The organism is Kitasatospora sp. NPDC059673, from assembly GCF_042734215.1.
In the GTDB taxonomy this organism is placed as follows: domain Bacteria; phylum Actinomycetota; class Actinomycetes; order Streptomycetales; family Streptomycetaceae; genus Kitasatospora.
Genome location: NZ_JBHWEN010000022.1, coordinates 61,390 through 82,164, shown reverse-complemented (window position 1 = coordinate 82,164; position 20,775 = coordinate 61,390). Strand labels below are relative to the sequence as shown.

Sequence of the window (20,775 nt, the reverse complement as noted above, 5' to 3'; positions counted from 1 at the left end):
GTTCACTCCGCGGAGCGAGGCCCGGAACCGGGGGCTCCACCTGGGGTTTTCGACCGCGCACGGAGATCAACTTCCGGCGTGGTCATAACAAGAGAATCACAGCCTCTCTCGTCCCTCTGCCCGAGCCGCCGCGCCCGGTCTAGAGTCACGCCCAGTCACCGCCTGTCCGATTTTCGGGCTCGGTCGACGCGTTCCGGCACCGCCAGCCCTGTGCGCGTGTCTTCCGTCCAGAAGGAGACCCCCGTCGTGCGAAAGAGCTCACTTCTTGTCGTGACCATTGCAGTTTCCGGAGCGCTCACCCTCTCGGCCTGTGGCTCGCGTGGCGGTGGATCGGGGTCGGGCCAGGCGAACGGTGGCACCACCAAGGTGGTCATCGGCGTGGACGCCCCGCTCAGCGGCAAGCTGTCCGCGCTGGGCCTGGGCATCAAGAACTCGGCCGACCTGGCCGCCAAGAAGGCCAACAAGGACAACCTGGTCCCCGGTGTCACCTTCACCATCGAGGCCAAGGACGACCAGGCCAACCCGACCTCCGGCAAGCAGAACGCCACCGCCCTGGTCGACATGAAGGACGTCGTCGGCGTGGTCGGCCCGCTGAACTCCAGCGTCTCGCAGACCATGCAGAAGGTCTTCGACGACGGCAAGCTGACCCAGGTCTCCCCCGCCAACACCACCCCCGACCTGTCGCTCGGCCCGGACTGGGGCAGCAACAAGTTCACCCGCCCGTACTCCACGTACTTCCGCACCGCCACCACCGACGTGGTGCAGGGCAAGTACGCCGCCCAGTACCTGTTCAACGACGCGAAGAAGACCAAGGTCTACGTCATCGACGACAAGAAGACCTACGGCGCGGGCCTCGCGGCCATCTTCCAGGGCGAGTTCAAGCGGCTCGGCGGCACCGTGGTCGGCACCGACCACATCAGCCCGGACGACAAGGACTTCTCCGCGGTCGCCACCAAGGTCGCCTCCTCCGGCGCCGACGCGGTGTACTACGGCGGCGAGTACCCGGAGGGCGGCCCGCTCTCCGACCAGATCAAGAAGGCCGGCGCGAAGATCCCGCTGATGGGCGGCGACGGCCTCGTCGACCCCGAGTTCATCAAGCTCTCCAACAGCAACAGCGAGGGCGACCTGGCCACCTCGGTCGGCGCCCCGGTGGAGGAGCTGGACTCCGCCAAGACCTTCGTCGCCGACTACACCGCGGCCGGCTACAAGGACGCGTACTCCGCGTACGGCGGCTACTCCTACGACGCCGCCTGGTCGATCATCCAGGCCGTCAAGGCCGCGGTCGAGCACAACAACGGCAAGGTCCCGAGCGACCTGCGTGCCAAGGTGCTGGCCGAGATGGCCAAGGTGAACTTCGCCGGCGTCACCGGCCAGGTCTCCTTCGACCAGTACGGCGACACCACCAACAAGCAGCTCACCGTCTACACCGTCAAGGGCCCGGACTGGAAGCCGGTCAAGAGCGGCACCTACAACGGCTGACCACCTGCACCGCACCAGCCCGTCGGGCGGGGGGCGCCACAAGTGCCCCCCGCCTTCTCATACCCCCTGAACACGGAGGCCCGCGGTGCACGAACTGCCGCAAAACCTGGCCAACGGACTGATGCTCGGCCTGATGTACGGCCTGATCGCCATCGGGTACACGATGGTCTACGGCATCGTCCAACTCATCAACTTCGCCCACGGCGAGATCTTCATGATCGGCGGCTTCGGCGCACTCACCGCCTTCGCGGCCCTGCCGCACGGCACTTCGCTCTGGCTGGCGCTGCCGGTCATGATCCTGGGCGGCGTGATCGCCTCCGTGCTCACCGCCACCGCGGCCGAGCGCTTCGCCTACCGGCCGCTGCGCGGCGCGCCCCGGCTGGCCCCGCTGATCACCGCGATCGGCCTGTCCATCGCGCTGCAGCAGGTGGTCTGGGCGTTCTACCCAGGAGCCAAGAAGGCCATCTCCTTCCCGCAGTTCGAGGGCGACACCGTCAGCCTCGGCCTGTTCCACCTCCAGCGCAACGACCTGTTCCTGCTGGCCGCCGCGCCGCTGTGCATGCTGATCCTGGCCTCGTTCGTGCGCTTCACCCGCACCGGCCGGGCCATGCAGGCCACCGCGCAGGACCCGGACACCGCGAAGCTGATGGGCATCAACACCGACCGGATCATCGTGATCGCCTTCGCGCTGGGTGCGGCCTTCGCCGCCGTCGCGGCCGTGGCGCACGGCCTGCGGTACGGCCAGGTCGACTTCATGATGGGCTTCCTGGCCGGCCTGAAGGCCTTCACCGCCGCCGTCCTGGGCGGCATCGGCAACATCTACGGTGCGATGCTCGGCGGGCTGGTCCTCGGCGTCGCCGAATCGCTGGCCACCGCGTACATCCAGAACGTCCCCGGCATGCATCAGCTCGGCGGCGGCGCCTGGGCCAACGTGTGGGCGTTCGTCCTGCTGATCGTCGTGCTGCTGGTGAGGCCGCAGGGCCTGCTCGGCGAGCGCGTCGCGGATCGGGCGTGAACAGATGACGACAACTTCCCACGAGACCACGCCCGTTCTGCCGCTGCCCCGCGCCGCTGCACTCGCCGCGACGGTGGCCGGCGGGGTGCTGGCCGCCGCGTCCGCGGCGATGTCCTGGACTTGGACCGCCCAGTTCCCCGGCGACCTCACCTACTACGGCTCCCCGGCCGGCCTGCAGTGGCTGGCGCTGGCCGGCGGCCTGCTGACCGTGCTGCTGGCGCTCGCCGCGGGCGGCGTGACGGGCCTGCGCTGGCTGAGCCCGTCCGGCAGCCACAACGGCGTGCTGTTCGCCGCCCTCGGCACCCTCGCGGTGTGCTGGTACTCGGTGATCGCGATCGCCGTCCAGCTCGACGGCCTGGTCAACCTCGACCCGGGCGGCTGGGTCGCCGCGGTCGGCTCGCTGCTCGCCGTGGTCGGCGCGCTCGGCCTGCCGCTGGACCGCCGCCGCACCGTCAAGCAGCCCGCCGTGGCCTGGTGGTGGTACCTGGTGGCCGGTGTCGCCCTGGTGCTGCGCCTCGGCTTCGGCCAGGGCTGGGCGCTGAACGCCGTCCCGACCGGGATCCGGCCGATCTTCACCGAGAACCTGTGGTTCTTCGTCGCGCTGCCGGCCGCGATCCTCGGCTACCGGCTCTGGCAGCTGCTGGACGCCTGGCTGCGGATCGGCCGGATCGAGCGCCCGCTGCTCGCCGCCCGCGCGCTGCCGTCCTGGGCGGAGATCCTGGTGATCACCGCGGTGTTCGCGCTCGGCCTGGGCGTGGTCGAGTTCGGCATCTCCACCGAGTACGGCGAGCTGTTCATCGGCTTCCTGCTGCTCGCGGTGTTCGCCACCGCCGCGCTGCTGGCCTGCGGAGCGGTCGGTCGGCTGAGCGAACTGACCACCCGCCACCGCGCGGTGACCACCGGCGCGGCGTTCGCCGCCGCGGGCGCGTTCCCGTTCACCCAGAGCAGCGAGACGTACGTGCTGATCGGGGCCAACATCCTGATCTTCGCCACCGTGGCGCTCGGCCTGAACGTGGTGGTCGGCCTGGCCGGTCTGCTGGACCTCGGCTACGTCGCCTTCCTCGGCGTCGGCGCGTACGCGGCCGCGCTGGTCTCCGGCTCGCCGTACTCGGTGTTCCGCGGCCTGCACCTGCCGTTCCCGGTCGCGGTGCTGATCGGCGCGCTGGCCGCGCTGGTGTTCGGCGTGGTGATCGGCGCCCCGACGCTGCGGCTGCGCGGCGACTACCTGGCGATCGTCACGCTCGGCTTCGGTGAGATCTTCCGGATCGCCATGAACAACCTGGACGGCCGCTCCGGCCCGAGCCTGACCAACGGCCCGAACGGCGTCGCGGCGATCCCCGACGTCAACCTGTTCGGGTTCGACTTCGGCCAGCCGCACGACTTCGGTTTCGTGCAGCTCGGCAAGTTCGGCAACTATCTGCTGCTGATGCTGGTGGTCACCGCGATCGTCGTGGTGGTGTTCGGCCGGGTCGCCAACTCCCGGATCGGCCGCGCCTGGGTGGCGATCCGCGAGGACGAGACGGCGGCCGAGGCGATGGGCATCAACGGCTTCCGGGTCAAGCTGATCGCCTTCGCGCTGGGCGCCACCCTGGCCGGCCTGGCCGGCGCGGTGCAGGCCCACGTGGCGGGCGCGGTCTCCCCCGACCAGTACCAGTTCGCCGGGCCGGTCCCGCCGAACTCGGCGTTCCTGCTGGCCGCGGTGATCCTCGGCGGCATGGGCACCATCAGCGGCCCGCTGGTCGGTGCGGCGCTGCTGTTCCTGATCCCGGCCAAGCTCCAGTTCCTGCAGTCCTACCAGCTGCTGGCGTTCGGCATCGCGCTGATCCTGCTGATGCGCTTCCGCCCGGAGGGCCTGATCGCCAACCGCCGACAGAAGCTGGAGTTCCACGAGGCCGAGCTGCCCGCGCAGGGCGGCCCGACCGACGACGCACTCTCGAAGGCAGGGGCGTGAGCACCATGACCACCGACACCGCGCCCGCCGGGCCCGCGCCGCTCGCCGAACCCGTGCTGACCGCCACGAACGTGGTGATGCGCTTCGGCGGCCTGACCGCCGTCAACCAGGTGAACCTGACGGTCCGCCAGGGCGAGATCGTCGGCCTGATCGGCCCGAACGGCGCCGGCAAGACCACCTTCTTCAACTGCCTGACCGGGCTGTACGTCCCCACCTCGGGCGTCGTCATGTACAAGGGCCAGGTGCTGCCGCCCAAGCCGCACCTGGTCACCCAGGCCGGCATCGCCCGGACCTTCCAGAACATCCGACTGTTCTCCAACATGACGGTGCTGGAGAACGTCCTGGTGGGACGGCACACCCGCACCAAGGAGGGCCTGTTCTCGGCGATCCTGCGCGGCCCCGGCTACCGGCGGGCCGAGGCCGAGAGCCGCGAGCGGGCGATGGAGCTGCTGGAGTTCTGCGGCCTGGCCGCGAAGTCCGAGCACCTGGCCCGCAACCTGCCCTACGGCGAGCAGCGCAAGCTGGAGATCGCCCGGGCGCTGGCCTCCGAGCCCGGCCTGCTGCTGCTGGACGAGCCGACCGCCGGCATGAACCCGCAGGAGACCCGGGCCGCCGAGGAGCTGGTGTTCGCGATCCGGGACCTCGGGATCGCGGTGCTGGTGATCGAGCACGACATGAAGTTCATCTTCAACCTGTGCGACCGCACCGCGGTGCTGGTGCAGGGCGAGAAGATCGTCGAGGGCGACCGGGAGACCGTCCAGAACGACGAGCGGGTCGTCACCGCCTACCTGGGCGCCCCGCTCGAAGGAAACACCACCGCAACGGAGGCCGACCAGTGACCGCTCTGCTGGAGGTCGAGGACCTCCGCGTCGCCTACGGCAAGATCGAGGCCGTCAAGGGCATCAGCTTCACCGTCGAACAGGGCGAGGTCACCACCCTGATCGGCACCAACGGCGCGGGCAAGACCACCACCCTGCGCACGCTCTCCGGGCTGCTCCGGCCGACCACAGGAAAGATCGTGTTCCAGGGCGAGCCGATCGACACGGTGCCCGCGCACCGGATCGTCGCCCTGGGCCTGGCCCACTCCCCCGAGGGCCGGCACATCTTCCCGCGGATGACCATCGAGGAGAACCTGCTGCTGGGCGCGTTCCTGCGACGCGACCAGGCAGGCATCGCGCAGGACGTGGAGCGGGCCTGCACGCTGTTCCCGATCCTCGCCGAACGGCGCAAGCAGGCCGCGGGCACGCTGTCCGGCGGCGAGCAGCAGATGCTGGCGATGGGCCGGGCGCTGATGTCCCGTCCGAAGCTGCTGATGCTGGACGAGCCGTCGATGGGCCTGTCGCCGCTGATGATGCAGAAGATCATGGCCACCATCGTGGAACTGCGCGCCTCGGGCACCACCATCCTGCTGGTGGAGCAGAACGCGCAGGCCGCGCTCTCGCTCTCGGACCGCGCGTACGTGATGACCACCGGCGAGATCACCCTCTCCGGCACGGGCGCGGAACTGCTGCGCGACGACACGGTGCGCCGCTCGTACCTGGGCGAGGACTGACCCGCCGCCGGCACAGTGCCCGCCGTCGGAATCCCCGACGGCGGGCACGGTGCGTTGTCCGGGCCTGGTCCAAGCCTTGTGGTCCGGGCCTTGCGGTCCGGGCCTTGCGGTCCGGGCCTTGTGGTCGGGCCGGCTCAGCCCTCGGCGGCCTCGGCCTTCTTGCGGTCCTGGGCGGCGCCCTCCTCGATCACGGCCTCGGCGACGGCGGCCATGGTCATCCGGCGGTCCATCGAGGTCTTCTGGATCCAGCGGAACGCGGCGGGCTCGTTCAGCCCGAACTTGGTCTGCAGTACGCTCTTCGCCCGGTCGACCAGCTTGCGGGTCTCCAGGCGCTGCGCGAGGTCCGCGATCTCCTGCTCCAGGGTGCGCATCTCGGTGTAGCGGGAGACCGCCATCTCGATCGCCGGCACCAGGTCGCTCTTGCTGAACGGCTTGACGATGTACGCCATCGCGCCGGCGTCGCGCGCCCGGTCGACCAGTTCGCGCTGCGAGAAGGCGGTGAGCATCAGCACCGGGGCGAGGTGCTGCTCGTGGATCCGCTCGGCGGCGGACAGGCCGTCCAGCACCGGCATCTTGACGTCCAGGATGGCCAAGTCGGGCTTGAGCTCCTCGACCAGCCGGAGCGCCGTCGCACCGTCACCGGCCTCACCGACGACGGTGTAGCCCTCCTCCTCCAGCATCTCCTTGAGATCGAGGCGGATCAGTGCCTCGTCCTCGGCGATGACGATTCGGGTGATCTGGGGCGAGTCGGTGTCAAGCGGCTGGGCCTGCTCGTCGGCGGTGCTCACGGGGCTCCTCGGTCCGGCGGGGTGCTGCATGCACGAGCCTACCGAGACACGGTATGTTTGGTTCACCACGGTGGGGGGTTTGACCTTCGAACCGCTGGGCCCCGATAGCCCAATCGGCAGAGGCAACGGTCTCAAACACCGTCCGGTGTGGGTTCGAATCCCACTCGGGGCACTTTTCCTTCGATTCCAAGGTCACCGACCTTGGGGTGCGCGCCGCCGCGGTGATCATCACCACGGCGGCGTCGCTGTCTCCGGAACGTCCGTCTCGCCCAGTGGGACGACGGCCTGCTCGCTGCCGGGGTACCGAGCATCAGGGAGACACCGTCGCCCGGGCAGGCGCGGTCCGGCTCGTGACCAATCCGCGCCCGTACGGTGAAATCCCCTCCGCCGCAGGGCAGTTGGCCTGATCAGGAGGCCAGGTGCAGCCCGGCGGGCAGGCCGGCCCGGTGGGCGAGGGCGGCGGCCTCGCCGCGGGAGGCGACACCGAGTTTGGCCAGGATGTTGGCGACGTGGAACTTCACCGTGGACTCGCTGATGTGCAGCGCGGCGGCGATGTCCCGGTTGCGGCGGCCCCGGGCGAGTTGGTCGAGGACTTCCAGTTCGCGCGGCTGAAGACCGTCCAGCGGGTCGCCGGCGGCGGGTTCGGGCAGGGCGAGCGGCAGGTCCACGGTGACGGTGGCGCCCCAGCCGGGGACGGCCTCGACGGTGTTGCGGCCGCCCAGCGCGGCGATCCGCTCCGCAGTGCGGTGCGCGCCCAGCGCGTCGGCCGCCAGCACGCCGAGGCCGTCGCCGCGCACCACCGCGCGCAGCACGGTGCCGTGCCCCGCGAGGCCGTCGGCGAACTGCCAACTGACGTGCATCCGGCCGGGCTTGTCCTGGTCGAGCATCAGCAGCACGGCGACCCGGACGGCGTCCCGGGCGGTGTACGCCAGATCGGCGGGGACGGAGCGGGCGGCGTCGGCCGGGGGTGCGACATCCAGGCGGACCTTGGTGTGGCGCAGCAGCGGGCGCAGTTCGCGGGCCAGCCGGGCGAACGCGGCGTCGGCGGGTTCCTCGCTGAGGGTGCGGTCCAGGTCGGCGGAGCGGCGCAGGTCGAGCAGGGCGGTGACGGCGAGTTCGGTGGCGGCCCGGCGGGCGGCGGCGTCGTCCAGGTCGGCGGAGCGCAGCGGGGCGAGGATGGCGGTGAGTGCGGCGCTGTGGGCGCCGGTGGACTTGGCGATGGCCCAGGCGCGGGCGTTGGCGGAGACCCGGGAGACGGCGGCCTGGGTGGGGGCGGAGTCGGTGGCGCGGTGGTCGGAGTGGGCGACCATCAGGTCCCACAGGTGTTGCAGGATCTCCAGGACGTCCGTGGTGAGCGGCCGCCCGTCCGACCGGACCAGCACCAGGACGGCGCCCTTTCCGCCGCCGGGCGTGGTGGTGACGACCACCAACGGCCGTTCTTCCCCGGCGAGTTGGGCTTTCCCCTGCCAGGGGCGGCCGGGCCCGGCCTCGGCCATGGCGCGCTCGCCGAGCCGGGAGATCACCAGGCTGCCGAACGCGTCGGCGAACTCGGCCGGTCCGACGGTGTTCGCCGGCGAGTACGCGCAGACGCCGCTGAGTTGGGCGGCCGCCAGGTGCGGGACCAGGGGTTCGAGCACCTCGGACAGCCGGGGCAGCAGTCCGGGGCGGGGTTCGCGCAGCACCTCGACGACGCGGGCCAGGGCGTCCTGCGGGCGGGCCCAGGGGGCGGTCTCGTCCATACCCGCCAGCCTAGTTGGGGCGCCGCCGGCCCGCCCTGGCTTTCCGGCCAGGTCGAACTGTCCGAAAGGCTGGCCGATCGGCGGGTGCCGCAGGCCCAGGATGGAACTCGCCGGAGCAATCAACTCCCCTCGATTCCAAGGACATTGCCATGACCAAGGCCATTGCTTTCACGCACTACGGCGACCCGGACGTGCTGCGCCCGACCGACCTCGACCTGCCCGCGCCGGGCCCGCGCCAGGTGCGGATCGCGGTCCGCGCGGTGGGCGTCAACCCGCTGGACCACAAGCTGCGCAGCGGCGCGCTGGACGGCTTCTTCCCGATCACCTTCCCGTGGGTGCCCGGCCACGAGGTGGCGGGCGTGGTGGAGGCCGTCGGCGCGGAGGTGACCGAATTCGCCGTCGGGGACGCGGTGTTCGGTGCGGTGAACGGTGGCGGCTACGCCGAACACGCCCTGGCGGACGTCGAGTTGCTGGCCCGCAAGCCGGCCTCGCTGGACTGGGCGGAGGCGGCGGCGCTGCCGGTGGCCGCGGAGACCGCCGAGCGGATCCTCGGTGTGCTCGGCGTGCGGCCGGGCGAGACGCTGCTGGTGCACGGCGCGGCCGGCGGGGTCGGCACGCTGCTGCTGCAGTTCGCCCGGGCCCGTGGGATCACCGTGGTGGGCACCGCGAGCGAGGCCAACCACGGCTACCTGCGGGAGCTGGGCGCGATCCCGGTGACGTACGGCGAGGGGCTGGCCGAGCGGGTGCGGGCGGCCGCCCCCGGCGGGGTGGACCGGGCGGTGGACGCGTCCGGGAAGGCCGACGAGGTGGCGGTGTCGGTCGAACTGACCGGCAGCGCGGACCGGGTGGTGACCATCACCTCGCCGATGGCCGGCGAGCAGCACGGCGTCCGTTTCACCGGCGGCGCGGAGGTCGAGCCGTACCACCCGCGGGCGTTCGCGGCCGCGCTGGCCCTGCACGAGGCGGGCACCCTGGTGCTGCCGCTGCACCGCGTGCTGCCGCTGGCCGAGGCCGCGCAGGCGCACCGGATCAGCGAGCAGGGCCACCTGCGCGGCAAGATCGTCCTGACGGTGTGACGCCTGGTACGGAAGGGGCCGCCGGGGGTGGCCCCTTCCGCGGTTCAGCGGCCCCTTCCGCGGTTCAGTTGTCCAGCTCGCCGACGTGGTGCACCCGCACCAGGTTGGTGGAGCCGGCCAGGCCGGGCGGGGAGCCGGCGGTGATCACCACGATGTCGCCGCGCTTGCACCGGCCCAGGCCGATCAGCTGGGCGTCGACCTGGGCGACCATTTCGTCGGTGGTGGTGACGAACGGGCCGAGGAAGGTCTCCACGCCCCAGGTGAGCGCCAACTGGCTGCGCACGGCGGGCTCGTAGGTGAACGCCAGGACCGGGATCGGCGAGCGGTAGCGGGTCAGCCGGCGGGCGGTGTCGCCGCTCTGGGTGAACGCGATCAGGTACTTGGCGTCCAGGAAGTCGCCGATCTCGGCGGCGGCCCGGGCGACCGCGCCGCCCTGGGTGCGGGGCTTGTTCTTCCCGGTGAGCGGCGGCAGCCCGGCGCCCAGGATCTCGGACTCGACGGCCTCGACGATCCGGGCCATGGTCCTGACCGTCTCGACCGGGTACTTGCCGACCGAGGTCTCCCCGGACAGCATCACCGCGTCGGTGCCGTCGAGCACCGCGTTGGCGACGTCGGACGCCTCGGCGCGGGTCGGCCGGGAGGCGTTGATCATCGAGTCCAGCATCTGGGTGGCGACGATCACCGGCTTGGCGTTGCGCTTGGCCAGCGTGATCGCCCGCTTCTGGACGATCGGCACCTGCTCCATCGGGAGTTCGACGCCCAGGTCGCCGCGGGCGACCATCAGGCCGTCGAAGGCGTCCACGACGGACTCCAGGTTCTCCACCGCCTGTGGCTTCTCGATCTTGGCGATGACCGGGATCCGGCGGCCCTCCTCGGCCATCACCCGGTGCACCTCCTCGACGTCCTTCCCGCTGCGCACGAACGACAGCGCGATCAGGTCGGCGCCGGTCCGCAGCGCCCAGCGCAGGTCTTCGACGTCCTTGTCGGAGAGCGCGGGCACGGAGACGGCGACTCCGGGCAGGTTGAGGCCCTTGTGGTCGGAGACCAGGCCCCCTTCGATGACGATGCAGTGCACCCGGGGGCCCTCGACGTGGGTGACCTCCAGGCTGACCCGGCCGTCGTCGACCAGGATCCGCTCGCCGCGCGACACGTCGGCGGCCAGGCCCTGGTAGGTGGTGCCGCAGATCTCCCGGTCGCCCGGGACGTCCTCGGTGGTGATGGTGAACTCGTCGCCGCGTTCCAGCAGGACGGGGCCGTCGGTGAAGGTGCTCAGCCGGATCTTCGGGCCCTGCAGGTCGGCGAGCACCCCGACGCTGCGGCCCGACTCGTCCGAGGCCTTGCGGACCCGGTGGTAACGATCCTCGTGCTCCGCGTGGGAGCCGTGGCTGAGATTCAGTCGGGCGATGTCCATTCCGGCGTCGACCAGGGCCTTGATCTGGTCGTACGAGTCCGTGGCCGGCCCGAGAGTACAAACAATTTTTGCTCGGCGCATACCTCAGCAGCCTAGGTATTACCCGGCCGTAACAGCACGCTTCCGGCCAGTCGTCCCATGGCAGTTGGCGAAAGATTTGATGAACGGACCGGCACAGTCGGGTCGGTGGTGTGCGGGGTGAGAACGACCGGTTCCGGTTGACGCACTGGCGTGCGGATCGGGGGTCGGCGTCACGGGCGAGTTGCCCAGATCTCACCTGTTGGAAAGCTCGCGGGGCTGGTACCGGACGCGAGAAGAGGGCAGACTGCCACACGCGTTTTTCTACGCGCGTCGCGGCAGGTGGCGGGGTGTCAGCCGCCCTGTCGCCATGCCCGCCTGACGGCCCGTACCGCCCGACTTGGAGTCTTGATGTCCCTGAACCGCCGTGACTTCGTCACCCGCTCCGCCGCCACCGCGGCCGGGGCCGCCCTGGCCGGCGGCCTGACCGCCGCCGTGGCCACCCCCGCCGCCGCGGCGGACCAGAACCAGGACGAGTTCCGCGGCCGGGGCCCCGTCCCGTTCAAGGCGAGCTTCACCGTGATGGGCACCACCGACCTGCACGGCCACGTCTTCAACTGGGAGTACTTCACCGACTCCGAGTTCGACGACAAGGCCCACAACGACGTCGGCCTGGCCAAGATATCCACCCTGGTCGAGCAGGTCCGCGCCGAGAAGGGCCGCGGCCACACCCTGCTGATCGACGCCGGTGACACCATCCAGGGCACCCAGCTGTCCTACTACTACGCCCGGGTCGAGCCGATCACCGGCAAGCGTGCCCCGCGCCACCCGATGGCCGCCGCGATGAACGCCATCGGCTACGACGCCGCCGCGCTCGGCAACCACGAGTTCAACTACGGCATTCCGCTGCTGCGCGCCTACCAGGAGCAGCTGAACTTCCCGCTGCTCGGCGCCAACGCGCTGAACGCCAAGGACGAGAAGCCGGCCTTCCCGCCGTACGTGATCCGCGAGCTGCACCTCGGCCACGGCCGGCCCATCCGGGTCGGCATCCTCGGCCTGACCAACCCGGGCATCGCCATCTGGGACAAGGCCAACGTCCAGGGCAAGCTGACCTTCCCGGGCATCCCCGAGGTCGCCGCCAAGTGGGTGCCGAAGCTGCGCGCCGCCGGCGCCGACGTGGTCGTGGTCTCCGCGCACACCGGTGTCGACGACCCGTCCTCCTGGGGCGACCAGCTGCCCTACGCGGAGAACGCGGGCGCCGCGATGGCCGCCACCGTGCCGGGCATCGACGCGGTGCTGGTGGGCCACGCCCACAAGGAGATCGCCCAGCGGATCGTGGTCAACACCCAGACCGGCAAGAACGTCGTGCTGTCCGAGCCGCTGTGCTGGGGCGAGCGCCTGACCTGCTTCGACTTCGAGGTCGAGTTCGCCCGCGGCCAGTGGACCGTCACCGGCGTCACCTCGCGGCTGCTGAACTCCAACGCCGTCGCCGAGGACCCGAAGATCGTCAAGCTGGTGGACGCCCAGCACAAGAAGGTCGTCGCCTACGTCAACCAGGTCATCGGCACCTGCAAGGAGAGCCTCTCCATAGCCGAGTCCCGGTTCAAGGACACCCCGATCATCGACCTGATCGGCCGCGTCCAGGCCGACGCGGTGCGCACCGCGCTGGCCGGCGGCCAGTACGCGAGCCTGCCGGTGATCGCCCAGGCCGCGCCGTTCAACCGCACCGCGGTGATCCCGGCCGGCCAGGTCAAGCTGCGCGACGCGGCCGGCCTGTACATCTACGAGAACACGCTTGAGGCGCGGATCCTGACGGGCGCCCAGATCAAGGACTACCTGGAGTACTCCGCCAAGTACTACGCCCAGGTCGCCCCGGGCGCGCCGATCAACCTGGACACCCTGACCAACCAGGCCAACAACACCCCCGACTACAACTACGACTCGCTCTACGGCGTCAGCTACGACATCGACATCGCGCAGCCCGTCGGCAGCCGCATCGTCAACCTGTCGTACCAGGGCAAGCCGGTCGACCCGGCCGCGCAGTTCGTCCTCGCCGTCAACAACTACCGTGCCAACGGCGGCGGCAACTTCCCGCACATCGCCAAGGCTCAGCAGCTGTGGGCGAACTCCGACGAGATCCGCAACACCATGATCGCCTGGGTGAAGGCCAAGGGCGTCATCGACCCGGCCGACTTCTACGGCCAGTCCGGCTGGCGCCTGGTCCGCGCCGGCGTGCCGGTCTTCTAAAACCCCACCGCCCCGGGGCCGTTCGGATGCTGTCCGGACGGCCCGCCGCGTTCCCCACGGAACCGACTCTCCCCGGCGTCCGTCCAACTCCCGACCTGCACATGGGCGTTGAGGGGAAAACAGTGATGCGCGGACGAATCGCAGTAACGGTGGTGGCGGCGGCCCTGCTGCTGGGCGGGTGCACGAGCACCCCGGAGGCACCGGACCTGGAGCCCGGGCCGACGCTGATCACGGCCGGACCCGAGGTGCGCCCCGCCACCGGCGACGCCGCCCGGCGGGCCGCCGAGGTGACGGCCGCGTGGCCCGGGTCGGCCGCCCAACAGGCCTGGACGCACGGCTACTACCCCACCGAGGACACCACCCAGTGGATCCCCCAGGGGGCGTTCCACAACAGCGCCGACAAGGAGGCCTACGAGGCCGCCCGGATCGACCTGCGGACCACGCTGCCGGTGAACGTCTCCGGCACCGCCGAGGTGCAGTTCGCGGACGGCTCCCGGATGACCCTCCCGCAGCGCTCCGCGAAGGACACCCTCACCTGGCTGACCAGCCGCAAGGACCCCTGCCTCGGCGGGTGCGGCGACGGCCGGCTGTCCATCACCGCCGTCCAGCCCGGCACCACCACCGTCACCACCAGCCGGGGCCGGGCCACCATCCCCGTCTGGGAGTTCACCATCGCCGGCTACGACCAGCCGTTCCGCTACCCCGCCGTTCTCACCCAGGCCCAGAACCCGCCCACCCCCGGCCCCGGCCCCGCCGCCGGCAGCGGCGGCACCACGCTGGTCTCCGTCTCCCCCGACGGCCTGGTCCTCACCGCCACTGTCCCGCACGGCAGTTGCGACCTCGTCCAGCCCGGCGAGGTCCACGAGACCGACCAGGCCGTCGTCCTGATCGGCCGCACCACCCGACGCCGCCTCCCCGAGGGCACCGCCTGCGCCGCCTGGCTGGGCTTCGCCCCGGTCGAGTTCCGCCTCTCCCACCCCCTCGGCACCCGCGCCGTCCTGGGCCTCGACGACGGACTCCCGCAGTCCCCGCGCGGCAAGCGCTGACCCCTGGGACGAGACCGGCACAGCCCAGTAGCCTGACGGAATGCTGACCACCGAACGCCTCGTGCTGCGCCCGTGGCAACCCGCCGACCGCGACCGCGCCTTCGACCTGTACTCCCAGTGGGAGGTGGCCCGTTGGCTCGGTCGCGAGCCCCGCGCCCTCGCCGAACCGGCCGAGGCGGACGAGGTGATCGCCCGCTTCCGCTCCCGCTGCACCCCGGACGGCCGGTACGGCGTGTGGGCGGTCGAAGTCCGCGAGACCGGTGTGATCGCCGGGACGCTGCTGCTGATCCCGATCCCGGACGGCGCCGGCGAGATCGAGATCGGCTGGCACTTCCACCCCGACAGCTGGGGCCACGGCTACGCGACGGAGGCCGCGACCGCGATCCGCGACCGCGCCTTCACCGACGGCCTCACCGAGCTGTACGCCGTCGTCCGCCCGGACAACACCCGCTCCATGGCGGTCTGCCACCGCCTGGGCATGACCCCGCTCGGCCGCACCGACCGCTGGTACGGCACCGAGATGGAGGCGTTCCGCCTCGGCTGAGCAACGCGGACGCGAGCGTTTGGGCGCGAACGCAGGAGGGTGCGAAACCGGGGGCGCGGGGAACTGCGCGACAAGCGCACACCACGTCCGCAAGGTCGCGATCAAGTGCAAGTCATTGCCCACATCGCGATCTTGCGGTCGGATCCTTCCGCTTCGCGCAGTTCCCCGCGCCCCTGGTTGTGCTCTCGCGTTCTCTCAGAAGGGAAAGCGCGAGCGCCCGTGCTGGATCGAGATCCACTTGACGGTGGTGAACGCGTCCACGCTGGTCTCGCCGTTGAGTCGGCCCAGGCCGGAGTTCTTCTGGCCGCCGAAGGGCACGATCGGCTCGTCCGCGATGGTCCCGTCGTTGACGTGCATCATGCCGGTGTCGATGCGCTGCGCGAACCGCACGCCGCGCTCGATGTCGGCGGTGTGGACGGCGCCGGAGAGGCCGAAGGGCGTGTCGTTGGCGATCCGGACGGCCTCGTCCTCGTCCTCGAAGGGGATCAGCAGGGCGACCGGGCCGAAGATCTCGCGGTGCAGGATCGGGGCGTCGGCCGGAATGTCGGTGAGGACGGTGGGCTTCACCAGCGTGCCGACGGTCGCACCGTGCAGCAGCGGCCGTGCGCCGGCGGCTATCGCCTGGTCGACCTCGGCGGTGACGGATTCGGCCTGCGCGGAGTTGATCAGCGGCCCGAGCTGAGTGGCGGGGTCGCCGGGGTCGCCGGCCCGCAGCGAGGCGACCTTCGCGGTGAACTTCTCGCTGAACTCGGCGAACAGGCCGCGGTGGACCAGGATCCGGTTGGCGGCCATGCAGATCTGGCCCTGGTGGACGAAGCGGCTGGCGACGGCGGCGTCCACCGCGTAGTCGACGTCGGCGTCGTCGAGCACCACCAGGGCGCTGTTGCCGCCGAGTTCGAGCACGGTCCGCTTCAGGTGGCCGGCGGCGACGGTGGCGACGTGCCGGCCGACGGTGTCGGAGCCGGTGAAGGCGATCACCTTGGGCACGGGGTGTTCGATGAACGCGTCGCCGATCTCGGCGATGTCGGTGAGGACGACGTTGAGCAGGCCGGCGGGCAGCCCGGCCTCCTCGAAGATCTTGGCGATCAGGGTGCCGCCGGCCACCGGCGCGTCCTGGTGCGGTTTGAGGACGACCGCGTTGCCGAGGGCGAGCGCGGGCGCGACGGCCTTCAGCGACAGGAAGACGGGGGCGTTGAAGGGGCTGATCACGCCGACCACGCCGACCGGCAGGCGGTAGAGGCGGTTCTCCTTGCCGGGCACCGGGGAGGGCAGGATCTTGCCCTCGCCGCGCAGTGCCGTCGCCGTCGATTCCCGCAGCATGTCCTTGACCAGCGAGAGTTCGAACGCGGACTTCATCAGGGTGCCGCCGAGTTCGACGGTCATCACCTCGAGGATCTCGGCCTCGCGGGCCTCCACCACCTGCAGTGCCCGTTCGAACACCAGCCGGCGCTCGTAGGGGCTGGTGGCGGCCCAGGCGGGCTGGGCCCGCTCGGCGGCCCGGTAGGCCTGGTCGATCTCCTCGGCGGTGGCCACGGTGAAGGAGGCCAGCTTCTCCCCGCTGAAGGGATCGAGGTCCACGATGTCCCAGGAGCCGGTTCCCGGCCGCCACTGGCCGTCGATGTACTGCTGGGCGAGTTCCGCGATCAAGGACATCTGATCCCTTTCGGCGTTAACGATCACCTACTGACGGATCATCATCTTAATTGCGGGCTAGCTCTCTTGGAGGATCTCCGCCAGAAGCGACCGGGTCTCCTCCTCGGACAGCGCCGCCGCCGACACCCGGTCCAGCGCGGCCGTGTACTCGGCGACCTCGCTCGGCTTGTCCAGGTACAGCGCGGTGGTGAACTGCTCGACGTACACCACGTCCGCCAAGTCCGGCTCCGGGAAGCACAGCACCGTGAACGCCCCACTGTCCGCCGCCAGCGCGCCCATGCCCAGCGGCAGCACCCGCAGGCTGATGGTCTCGCGCAGCGACAGCTCGGCCAGCCGCGCCAGCTGACCGCGCATCACCTCCGGCCCGCCGCACGGCCGCCGCAGCGCCGTCTCGTCGACGATCAGCTCCAGCCGGGCGGTGGTGTCCGGCGCGAGGTAGCGCTCCTGGCGGCGCAGCCGGACGGCCGCCCGCCGGGTGATCTCCTCCTCCGCCACGCCCGGGCTGCCCGCCCGCATCACCGCGTGCACGTACTCGGGGGTCTGCAGCAGCCCGGGCACGAACTGCACCTCGTAGCTGCGCACCAGGTTCGCCGCGTCCTCCAGGTTGAGGTACGTCTGGAACCAGCCGGGGATGACGTCCCCGTAGCCGTGCCACCAGGCCGGGGCGTTGGTCTCGCCGACCAGGCCGAGCAGCGCCGCCCGGGAGTGTTCGTCCTCGACGCCGTACAGCGTCAGCAGGTCCGCCACGTCGCGCTGCTTGAAGCCGACCCGGCCGAGTTCCATCCGGCTGATCTTCGACTCGGACGCGCGGATCGAGTAGCCCGCGTCCTCCCGGGTCACCCCCCGGGCCTCGCGCAGGCGCCGCAACTGGGCGCCCAACTGGATGCGACGCGCGGTCGCACCACTGCCCGTCTGCAGGCCCGTCATGCAAACCTCCGCCCCGAACCATCAGTTGGACCCCGTAGGGATGCAGTCTGCCACTGCCCGGCGACACTCCGCGAGGGGCTTCCGGCATTTGGCCAAGCCGTTGCACACTTGTGCTTCGGCCCCGCTCAGGACAGCGCCGGGAGCACCTCCGCAAGATCGGTGCGCGAACTCACCCCGAGCTTCGGATACGCCTTGTACAGATGGTGGCCGACGGTACGGGCGCTCAGGAAGAGCTGCGCGGCGATGTCCCGGTTGGACAGGCCCTGCGCCGCCAGCCGGACGATCTGCGACTCCTGCGGCGTCAGGCCCGCCACCGCCCTGACCGGGCCGCGCGCGGCGGGCGCGCCGGCGGCGTCCAGCTCCAGCCGGGCCCGTTCCGCCCAGGGCAGCGCGCCCAGGTGACGCAGCGTCTGCTCGGCCGCCCGCAGCGGTACCCGGGCCTCCGCCTTGCGCCGGGCCCGGCGCAGCCACTCGCCGTACAGCAGCTCGGTGCGGGCCTGCTCCCACGGACGCGGCTGCTCGGCGTGCCGGGCCAGCGCCGCCAGGTACAGCTCCTCCGCCAACTCCTCGGGGGCCAGCAGCGCGTGGCAGCGGTGCACCAGCGCCCGGGCCCACGGCAGGCCGCTGCGCCGCGCCCAGTGCTCGAACCGGTCCAGCGGCTCGGCGACCTCCTCCGGCCGGCGCAGCCGCACCGCCGCCTCCACCAGGTCCGGCACCGAACGGACGGCCGACACCTGGAAGTTCTGCCCGCCGCCGGCCAGCGCCGCCAGCTGCGCGAAGGCGTCCTCGGCCCGGCCGGCGCCCAACTCCAGCACCCCGAGCGCCCACTGCGCCCACGGCATCCCGGAGGCGCCGCGGGCCCGCGCCAGCCCGGCGTGCTCCCGGCACGCCGCGTCCTCGCCGCGGGCTGCCGCCAGGTACGCCAGGAAGCCGTGCAACTGCCCGGTCCACAGCGGCTGCCCGCAGTCCTCGGCCAGCCGCAGCGCCTCTGCGGCGTGCTCGTCGGCGGTGCCCGGACGGCCCGTGAACAGCTCGGCCTCCGCCAGGAAGAACAGCAGCGTCGGCAGCGTCCCGAACGCGCCGCTCTCCCGGGCCTCCCGGACCAGCCGGCCCGCCAGGTCCAGGGCATCCTCGTCCCGGCCCGGCAGCAGGGCCGCCCCGCACGGCAGCGCCAGGTCCACCGGCGCCACCGCCCCTGCGGCCCGGGCCGCCCGCTCGGTCTCCGCCAGCGTCGGCCCGTCCGGTGCGTCCCCCAGCGCCCCGATCAGGTAGCCCGCCACCGGCACCAGCGGATCGCCCGCCGGCAGGGGGAGCGCGCCGAGCCGGGCCAGCGTCCGGCGCACCACCGCCGCGTCCAGGTACCAGGCCGCGTGCACCGCCTGCACCAGCACCCGGGCCGCCGGGTTCGGCGCGAGCTCCGCCACCAGGCCCGCCGCCTCCACCATCCGCCGGTGCGCGGAGCGGTGCTCGCCCCGCCAGAACTCCGCCACCCCGCGGGCGCACAGCAGGTGCGCCCGGGTCACCGCGTCCAGCCCCGGGGCGTCCGCCGCGGCCGCCAGCGCCTCGGCCCGGCCGACCTCGCCCGCCTCCAGCGCCGCCTCCACCGCCTCCACCGTCAACTCCCGCGCCCGCAGCGGGTCCGGGCTCAGCCGCGCGGCCCGCTCGTACGCCGCCGACGCGCCGGTGTACCCGCCCCGCGACGCCGCGCCGGCCGCCGCCGACGCCAACTCCTCCGCCACCGCCGCGTCCGGGCCGGTCGCGGCCAGCGCCAGGTGCCAGGCCCGCCGCAGCGGCTCCCGCTCCCCGCACGCCCGGGCGAGCGCGGTGTGCGCGGCCAGCCGGTCCACCAGCGGCGCCCGGTCCACCAGCACCGAACGCAGCAGCGGATGCCGGAACACCACCCGGCCCGCCGCCAACTCCACCCGCACCAGGCCCTGTTGCTCGGCCGGTGCGAGATCCGCGACCGCCAGCCCGCACTCCCCGGCGGCCCGCAGCAGCACCTCCAGCGAACCGGTCTCCTCCAGCGCCGCCAGCAGCAGCCACCGCTGCGCGCCACCCGGCAGCCGGCTCACCTGCCCGTGGTACGTCAGCCGCAGCCGCCCCGCCGGGGGCAGCACGCCGGCCGCGCCGGCCGCCGCGAGCTCCACCAGCGCCAGCGGGTTGCCCTGAGCCGCCGTCAACACCGGCTCCACATCGACGAGTTCGGGCGCGACGGCGGCCAGCAGCTCGGCGGCGGCCTGCTCGCCGAGCGGCTCCACCCGCAACTCCGGCAGCCCGGGCAGCTCCGGCCCGTCCGTCCGGGTCGCCAGCAGCACCACCACCGCCTCCGCGCCCAGCCGGCGGACCGCCACCTGCAACGCCTCCGCGGACTCCCGGTCCACCCACTGCATGTCGTCCACCAGGCACAGCAGCGGGCCCTGCTCGGCGAGGTCGCCCAGCAGCGTCAGCACCGCCAGCCCGACCAGCAGCCGGTCCCCGGCCGGGCCGTCCGCCAGCCCCAACACCCGTTCGAGCGCCGCCCGTTGAGGCCCCGGCAGGGCGTCCGTGCGGTCCAGCACCGGGGCCAGCAGCTGACTGAGCGCCGCGTACGGCAGCCGGGCCTCCGGCTCCACGCCCGTCGCCCGCAGCACCCGCCCCGGCGCGTCCTCCGCCGCCGCGGCCAGCAGCGCGCTCTTCCCCACCCCCGGCTCACCGCGCAGCACCAGCACTCCGGCCCGGCCCGCACCCGCCTCCGCCAGCAGCCGGCCGACCGCCGCCTGCTCCGTTCCCCGCCCGTACAGCAGCATGCTCAGCACCCTACCTATACGTGACTGATTCCCCTGCGCCGCAAGATCCGTAACTTCTTGTCCCGCAAGGCAGAAACACTCGAAACGGAGCCCACCATGGACCTGCAGAACCTCGTCGAGCGCTACCTCGCCGTCTGGAACGAGACCGACTCGACCGCCCGCCGCAAGCTCCTCGAAGACGTCTGGGCCACCGACGGCACCTACACCGACCCGATGGTCGCCACCCGCGGCCGCGAGGAGTTCGACGCCGCCGTCGCCGCCGTCCAGACCCAGTTCGCCGGCCTCGTCTTCCGCCTCGGCAGCCCCATCGACGCCCACCACAACGCCGCCCGCTTCACCTGGGAACTCGCCCCCGAAGGCGCGGAGGAGGCCCTGATCGTCGGCTTCGACGTCCTCACGGCCACGGAGGACGGTCGCGTTGCCACGGTCGTGGGCTTCCTGGACAAGGTGCCGGCCGCGTAGGGGGTGAGCAACCAGGGAGAGCCAAAACAACGACGCCTGCCCTCAACCTGGTCGGGGAAAGGGGCAGGCGTCGACCGGATC

Annotated in this window: 16 protein-coding genes and 1 tRNA gene; 11 read left to right on the top strand and 6 right to left on the bottom strand. The window is 72.0% G+C overall.

The genetic code is table 11. The features are described 5' to 3' along the window. Positions 1 to 246: 246 nt before the first annotated feature. From ACFV18_RS24435 to ACFV18_RS24415, 5 genes are all read left to right on the top strand, one after another. A complete protein-coding gene (locus ACFV18_RS24435; protein ID WP_380486565.1) occupies positions 247 to 1,479 on the top strand; it encodes a branched-chain amino acid ABC transporter substrate-binding protein in 1,233 nt (410 codons plus the stop codon). Positions 1,480 to 1,564: 85 nt separating this feature from the next. Continuing rightward, entirely contained in the window at positions 1,565 to 2,494 is a 930-nt protein-coding gene (locus ACFV18_RS24430) for a branched-chain amino acid ABC transporter permease (RefSeq protein WP_380486563.1), read from the top strand. A 4-nt stretch (positions 2,495 to 2,498) separates the two neighbouring features. After that, positions 2,499 to 4,445, top strand: a complete 1,947-nt coding sequence (locus ACFV18_RS24425) for a branched-chain amino acid ABC transporter permease (RefSeq protein ID WP_380486561.1) — start codon at positions 2,499 to 2,501, stop codon at positions 4,443 to 4,445. Then, the gene (locus tag ACFV18_RS24420) at positions 4,442 to 5,284 is read left to right on the top strand and encodes an ABC transporter ATP-binding protein (RefSeq protein ID WP_380486559.1); all 843 of its coding nucleotides are present in this window, start codon (positions 4,442 to 4,444) and stop codon (positions 5,282 to 5,284) included. The genes ACFV18_RS24425 and ACFV18_RS24420 overlap by 4 nt, the downstream gene beginning before the upstream one ends. After that, positions 5,281 to 5,997 (top strand): ABC transporter ATP-binding protein, encoded by a 717-nt coding sequence (locus ACFV18_RS24415; RefSeq protein ID WP_380486558.1) that lies wholly within the window; start codon positions 5,281 to 5,283, stop codon positions 5,995 to 5,997. The genes ACFV18_RS24420 and ACFV18_RS24415 overlap by 4 nt, the downstream gene beginning before the upstream one ends. 134 nt (positions 5,998 to 6,131) lie before the next feature. On the opposite strand, the gene ACFV18_RS24410 is transcribed toward ACFV18_RS24415, so the two are convergent. After that, positions 6,132 to 6,785 carry an ANTAR domain-containing response regulator gene (locus tag ACFV18_RS24410; RefSeq protein ID WP_380486556.1) on the bottom strand — a complete coding sequence of 218 codons (654 nt, stop codon included), beginning with the start codon at positions 6,783 to 6,785 and terminating at the stop codon, positions 6,132 to 6,134. Between the two features lie 98 nt (positions 6,786 to 6,883). Between ACFV18_RS24410 and ACFV18_RS24405 the strand changes: the two genes are divergently transcribed. After that, positions 6,884 to 6,957 (top strand) — tRNA-Leu (locus ACFV18_RS24405). A gap of 235 nt (positions 6,958 to 7,192) precedes the next feature. Here ACFV18_RS24405 and ACFV18_RS24400 read toward each other — a convergent pair. Beyond that, a complete protein-coding gene (locus tag ACFV18_RS24400) occupies positions 7,193 to 8,524 on the bottom strand; it encodes a LuxR C-terminal-related transcriptional regulator (protein ID WP_380486554.1) in 1,332 nt (443 codons plus the stop codon). Positions 8,525 to 8,673: 149 nt separating this feature from the next. Between ACFV18_RS24400 and ACFV18_RS24395 the strand changes: the two genes are divergently transcribed. Continuing rightward, positions 8,674 to 9,600 (top strand): NADP-dependent oxidoreductase, encoded by a 927-nt coding sequence (locus ACFV18_RS24395; protein ID WP_380486552.1) that lies wholly within the window; start codon positions 8,674 to 8,676, stop codon positions 9,598 to 9,600. Positions 9,601 to 9,664: 64 nt separating this feature from the next. Here the strand turns inward: ACFV18_RS24395 and pyk are convergent, their stop codons facing one another. Further along, a complete protein-coding gene (pyk, locus tag ACFV18_RS24390; RefSeq protein ID WP_380486551.1) occupies positions 9,665 to 11,092 on the bottom strand; it encodes a pyruvate kinase in 1,428 nt (475 codons plus the stop codon). A 348-nt stretch (positions 11,093 to 11,440) separates the two neighbouring features. Between pyk and ACFV18_RS24385 the strand changes: the two genes are divergently transcribed. The 3 genes from ACFV18_RS24385 to ACFV18_RS24375 all read left to right on the top strand — a co-directional run bounded on the left by ACFV18_RS24385 (position 11,441) and on the right by ACFV18_RS24375 (position 14,866). Then, the gene (locus tag ACFV18_RS24385; protein WP_380486549.1) at positions 11,441 to 13,276 is read left to right on the top strand and encodes a bifunctional metallophosphatase/5'-nucleotidase; all 1,836 of its coding nucleotides are present in this window, start codon (positions 11,441 to 11,443) and stop codon (positions 13,274 to 13,276) included. 125 nt (positions 13,277 to 13,401) lie between these two features. Further along, positions 13,402 to 14,322: a hypothetical protein gene (locus tag ACFV18_RS24380; protein WP_380486547.1), complete on the top strand. Its 921-nt coding sequence runs from the start codon at positions 13,402 to 13,404 to the stop codon at positions 14,320 to 14,322. 40 nt (positions 14,323 to 14,362) lie between these two features. Further along, a complete protein-coding gene (locus ACFV18_RS24375) occupies positions 14,363 to 14,866 on the top strand; it encodes a GNAT family N-acetyltransferase (RefSeq protein WP_380486544.1) in 504 nt (167 codons plus the stop codon). Positions 14,867 to 15,061: 195 nt separating this feature from the next. Here the strand turns inward: ACFV18_RS24375 and ACFV18_RS24370 are convergent, their stop codons facing one another. The 3 genes from ACFV18_RS24370 to ACFV18_RS24360 all read right to left on the bottom strand — a co-directional run bounded on the left by ACFV18_RS24370 (position 15,062) and on the right by ACFV18_RS24360 (position 20,232). Then, entirely contained in the window at positions 15,062 to 16,519 is a 1,458-nt protein-coding gene (locus tag ACFV18_RS24370; RefSeq protein WP_380486542.1) for an aldehyde dehydrogenase family protein, read from the bottom strand. Between the two features lie 57 nt (positions 16,520 to 16,576). Then, entirely contained in the window at positions 16,577 to 17,446 is an 870-nt protein-coding gene (locus tag ACFV18_RS24365) for a helix-turn-helix domain-containing protein (RefSeq protein WP_380486540.1), read from the bottom strand. 125 nt (positions 17,447 to 17,571) lie between these two features. Then, a complete protein-coding gene (locus ACFV18_RS24360; protein ID WP_380486538.1) occupies positions 17,572 to 20,232 on the bottom strand; it encodes an AAA family ATPase in 2,661 nt (886 codons plus the stop codon). 96 nt (positions 20,233 to 20,328) lie between these two features. Here ACFV18_RS24360 and ACFV18_RS24355 point away from each other — a divergent pair, with 96 nt between their 5' ends. After that, entirely contained in the window at positions 20,329 to 20,694 is a 366-nt protein-coding gene (locus ACFV18_RS24355; protein WP_380486537.1) for a nuclear transport factor 2 family protein, read from the top strand. Positions 20,695 to 20,775: the final 81 nt, after the last annotated feature.

Coding starts and splice junctions, on each gene's coding strand:
- ACFV18_RS24425 (WP_380486561.1), top strand. CDS start 2,499: ATGACGACAACTTCCCACGAGACCACGCCCGTTCTGCCGCTGCCCCGC.
- ACFV18_RS24400 (WP_380486554.1), bottom strand. CDS start 8,524: ATGGACGAGACCGCCCCCTGGGCCCGCCCGCAGGACGCCCTGGCCCGC.
- ACFV18_RS24395 (WP_380486552.1), top strand. CDS start 8,674: ATGACCAAGGCCATTGCTTTCACGCACTACGGCGACCCGGACGTGCTG.
- pyk (WP_380486551.1), bottom strand. CDS start 11,092: ATGCGCCGAGCAAAAATTGTTTGTACTCTCGGGCCGGCCACGGACTCG.
- ACFV18_RS24385 (WP_380486549.1), top strand. CDS start 11,441: ATGTCCCTGAACCGCCGTGACTTCGTCACCCGCTCCGCCGCCACCGCG.
- ACFV18_RS24380 (WP_380486547.1), top strand. CDS start 13,402: ATGCGCGGACGAATCGCAGTAACGGTGGTGGCGGCGGCCCTGCTGCTG.
- ACFV18_RS24375 (WP_380486544.1), top strand. CDS start 14,363: ATGCTGACCACCGAACGCCTCGTGCTGCGCCCGTGGCAACCCGCCGAC.
- ACFV18_RS24370 (WP_380486542.1), bottom strand. CDS start 16,519: ATGTCCTTGATCGCGGAACTCGCCCAGCAGTACATCGACGGCCAGTGG.
- ACFV18_RS24365 (WP_380486540.1), bottom strand. CDS start 17,446: ATGACGGGCCTGCAGACGGGCAGTGGTGCGACCGCGCGTCGCATCCAG.
- ACFV18_RS24360 (WP_380486538.1), bottom strand. CDS start 20,232: ATGCTGCTGTACGGGCGGGGAACGGAGCAGGCGGCGGTCGGCCGGCTG.
- ACFV18_RS24355 (WP_380486537.1), top strand. CDS start 20,329: ATGGACCTGCAGAACCTCGTCGAGCGCTACCTCGCCGTCTGGAACGAG.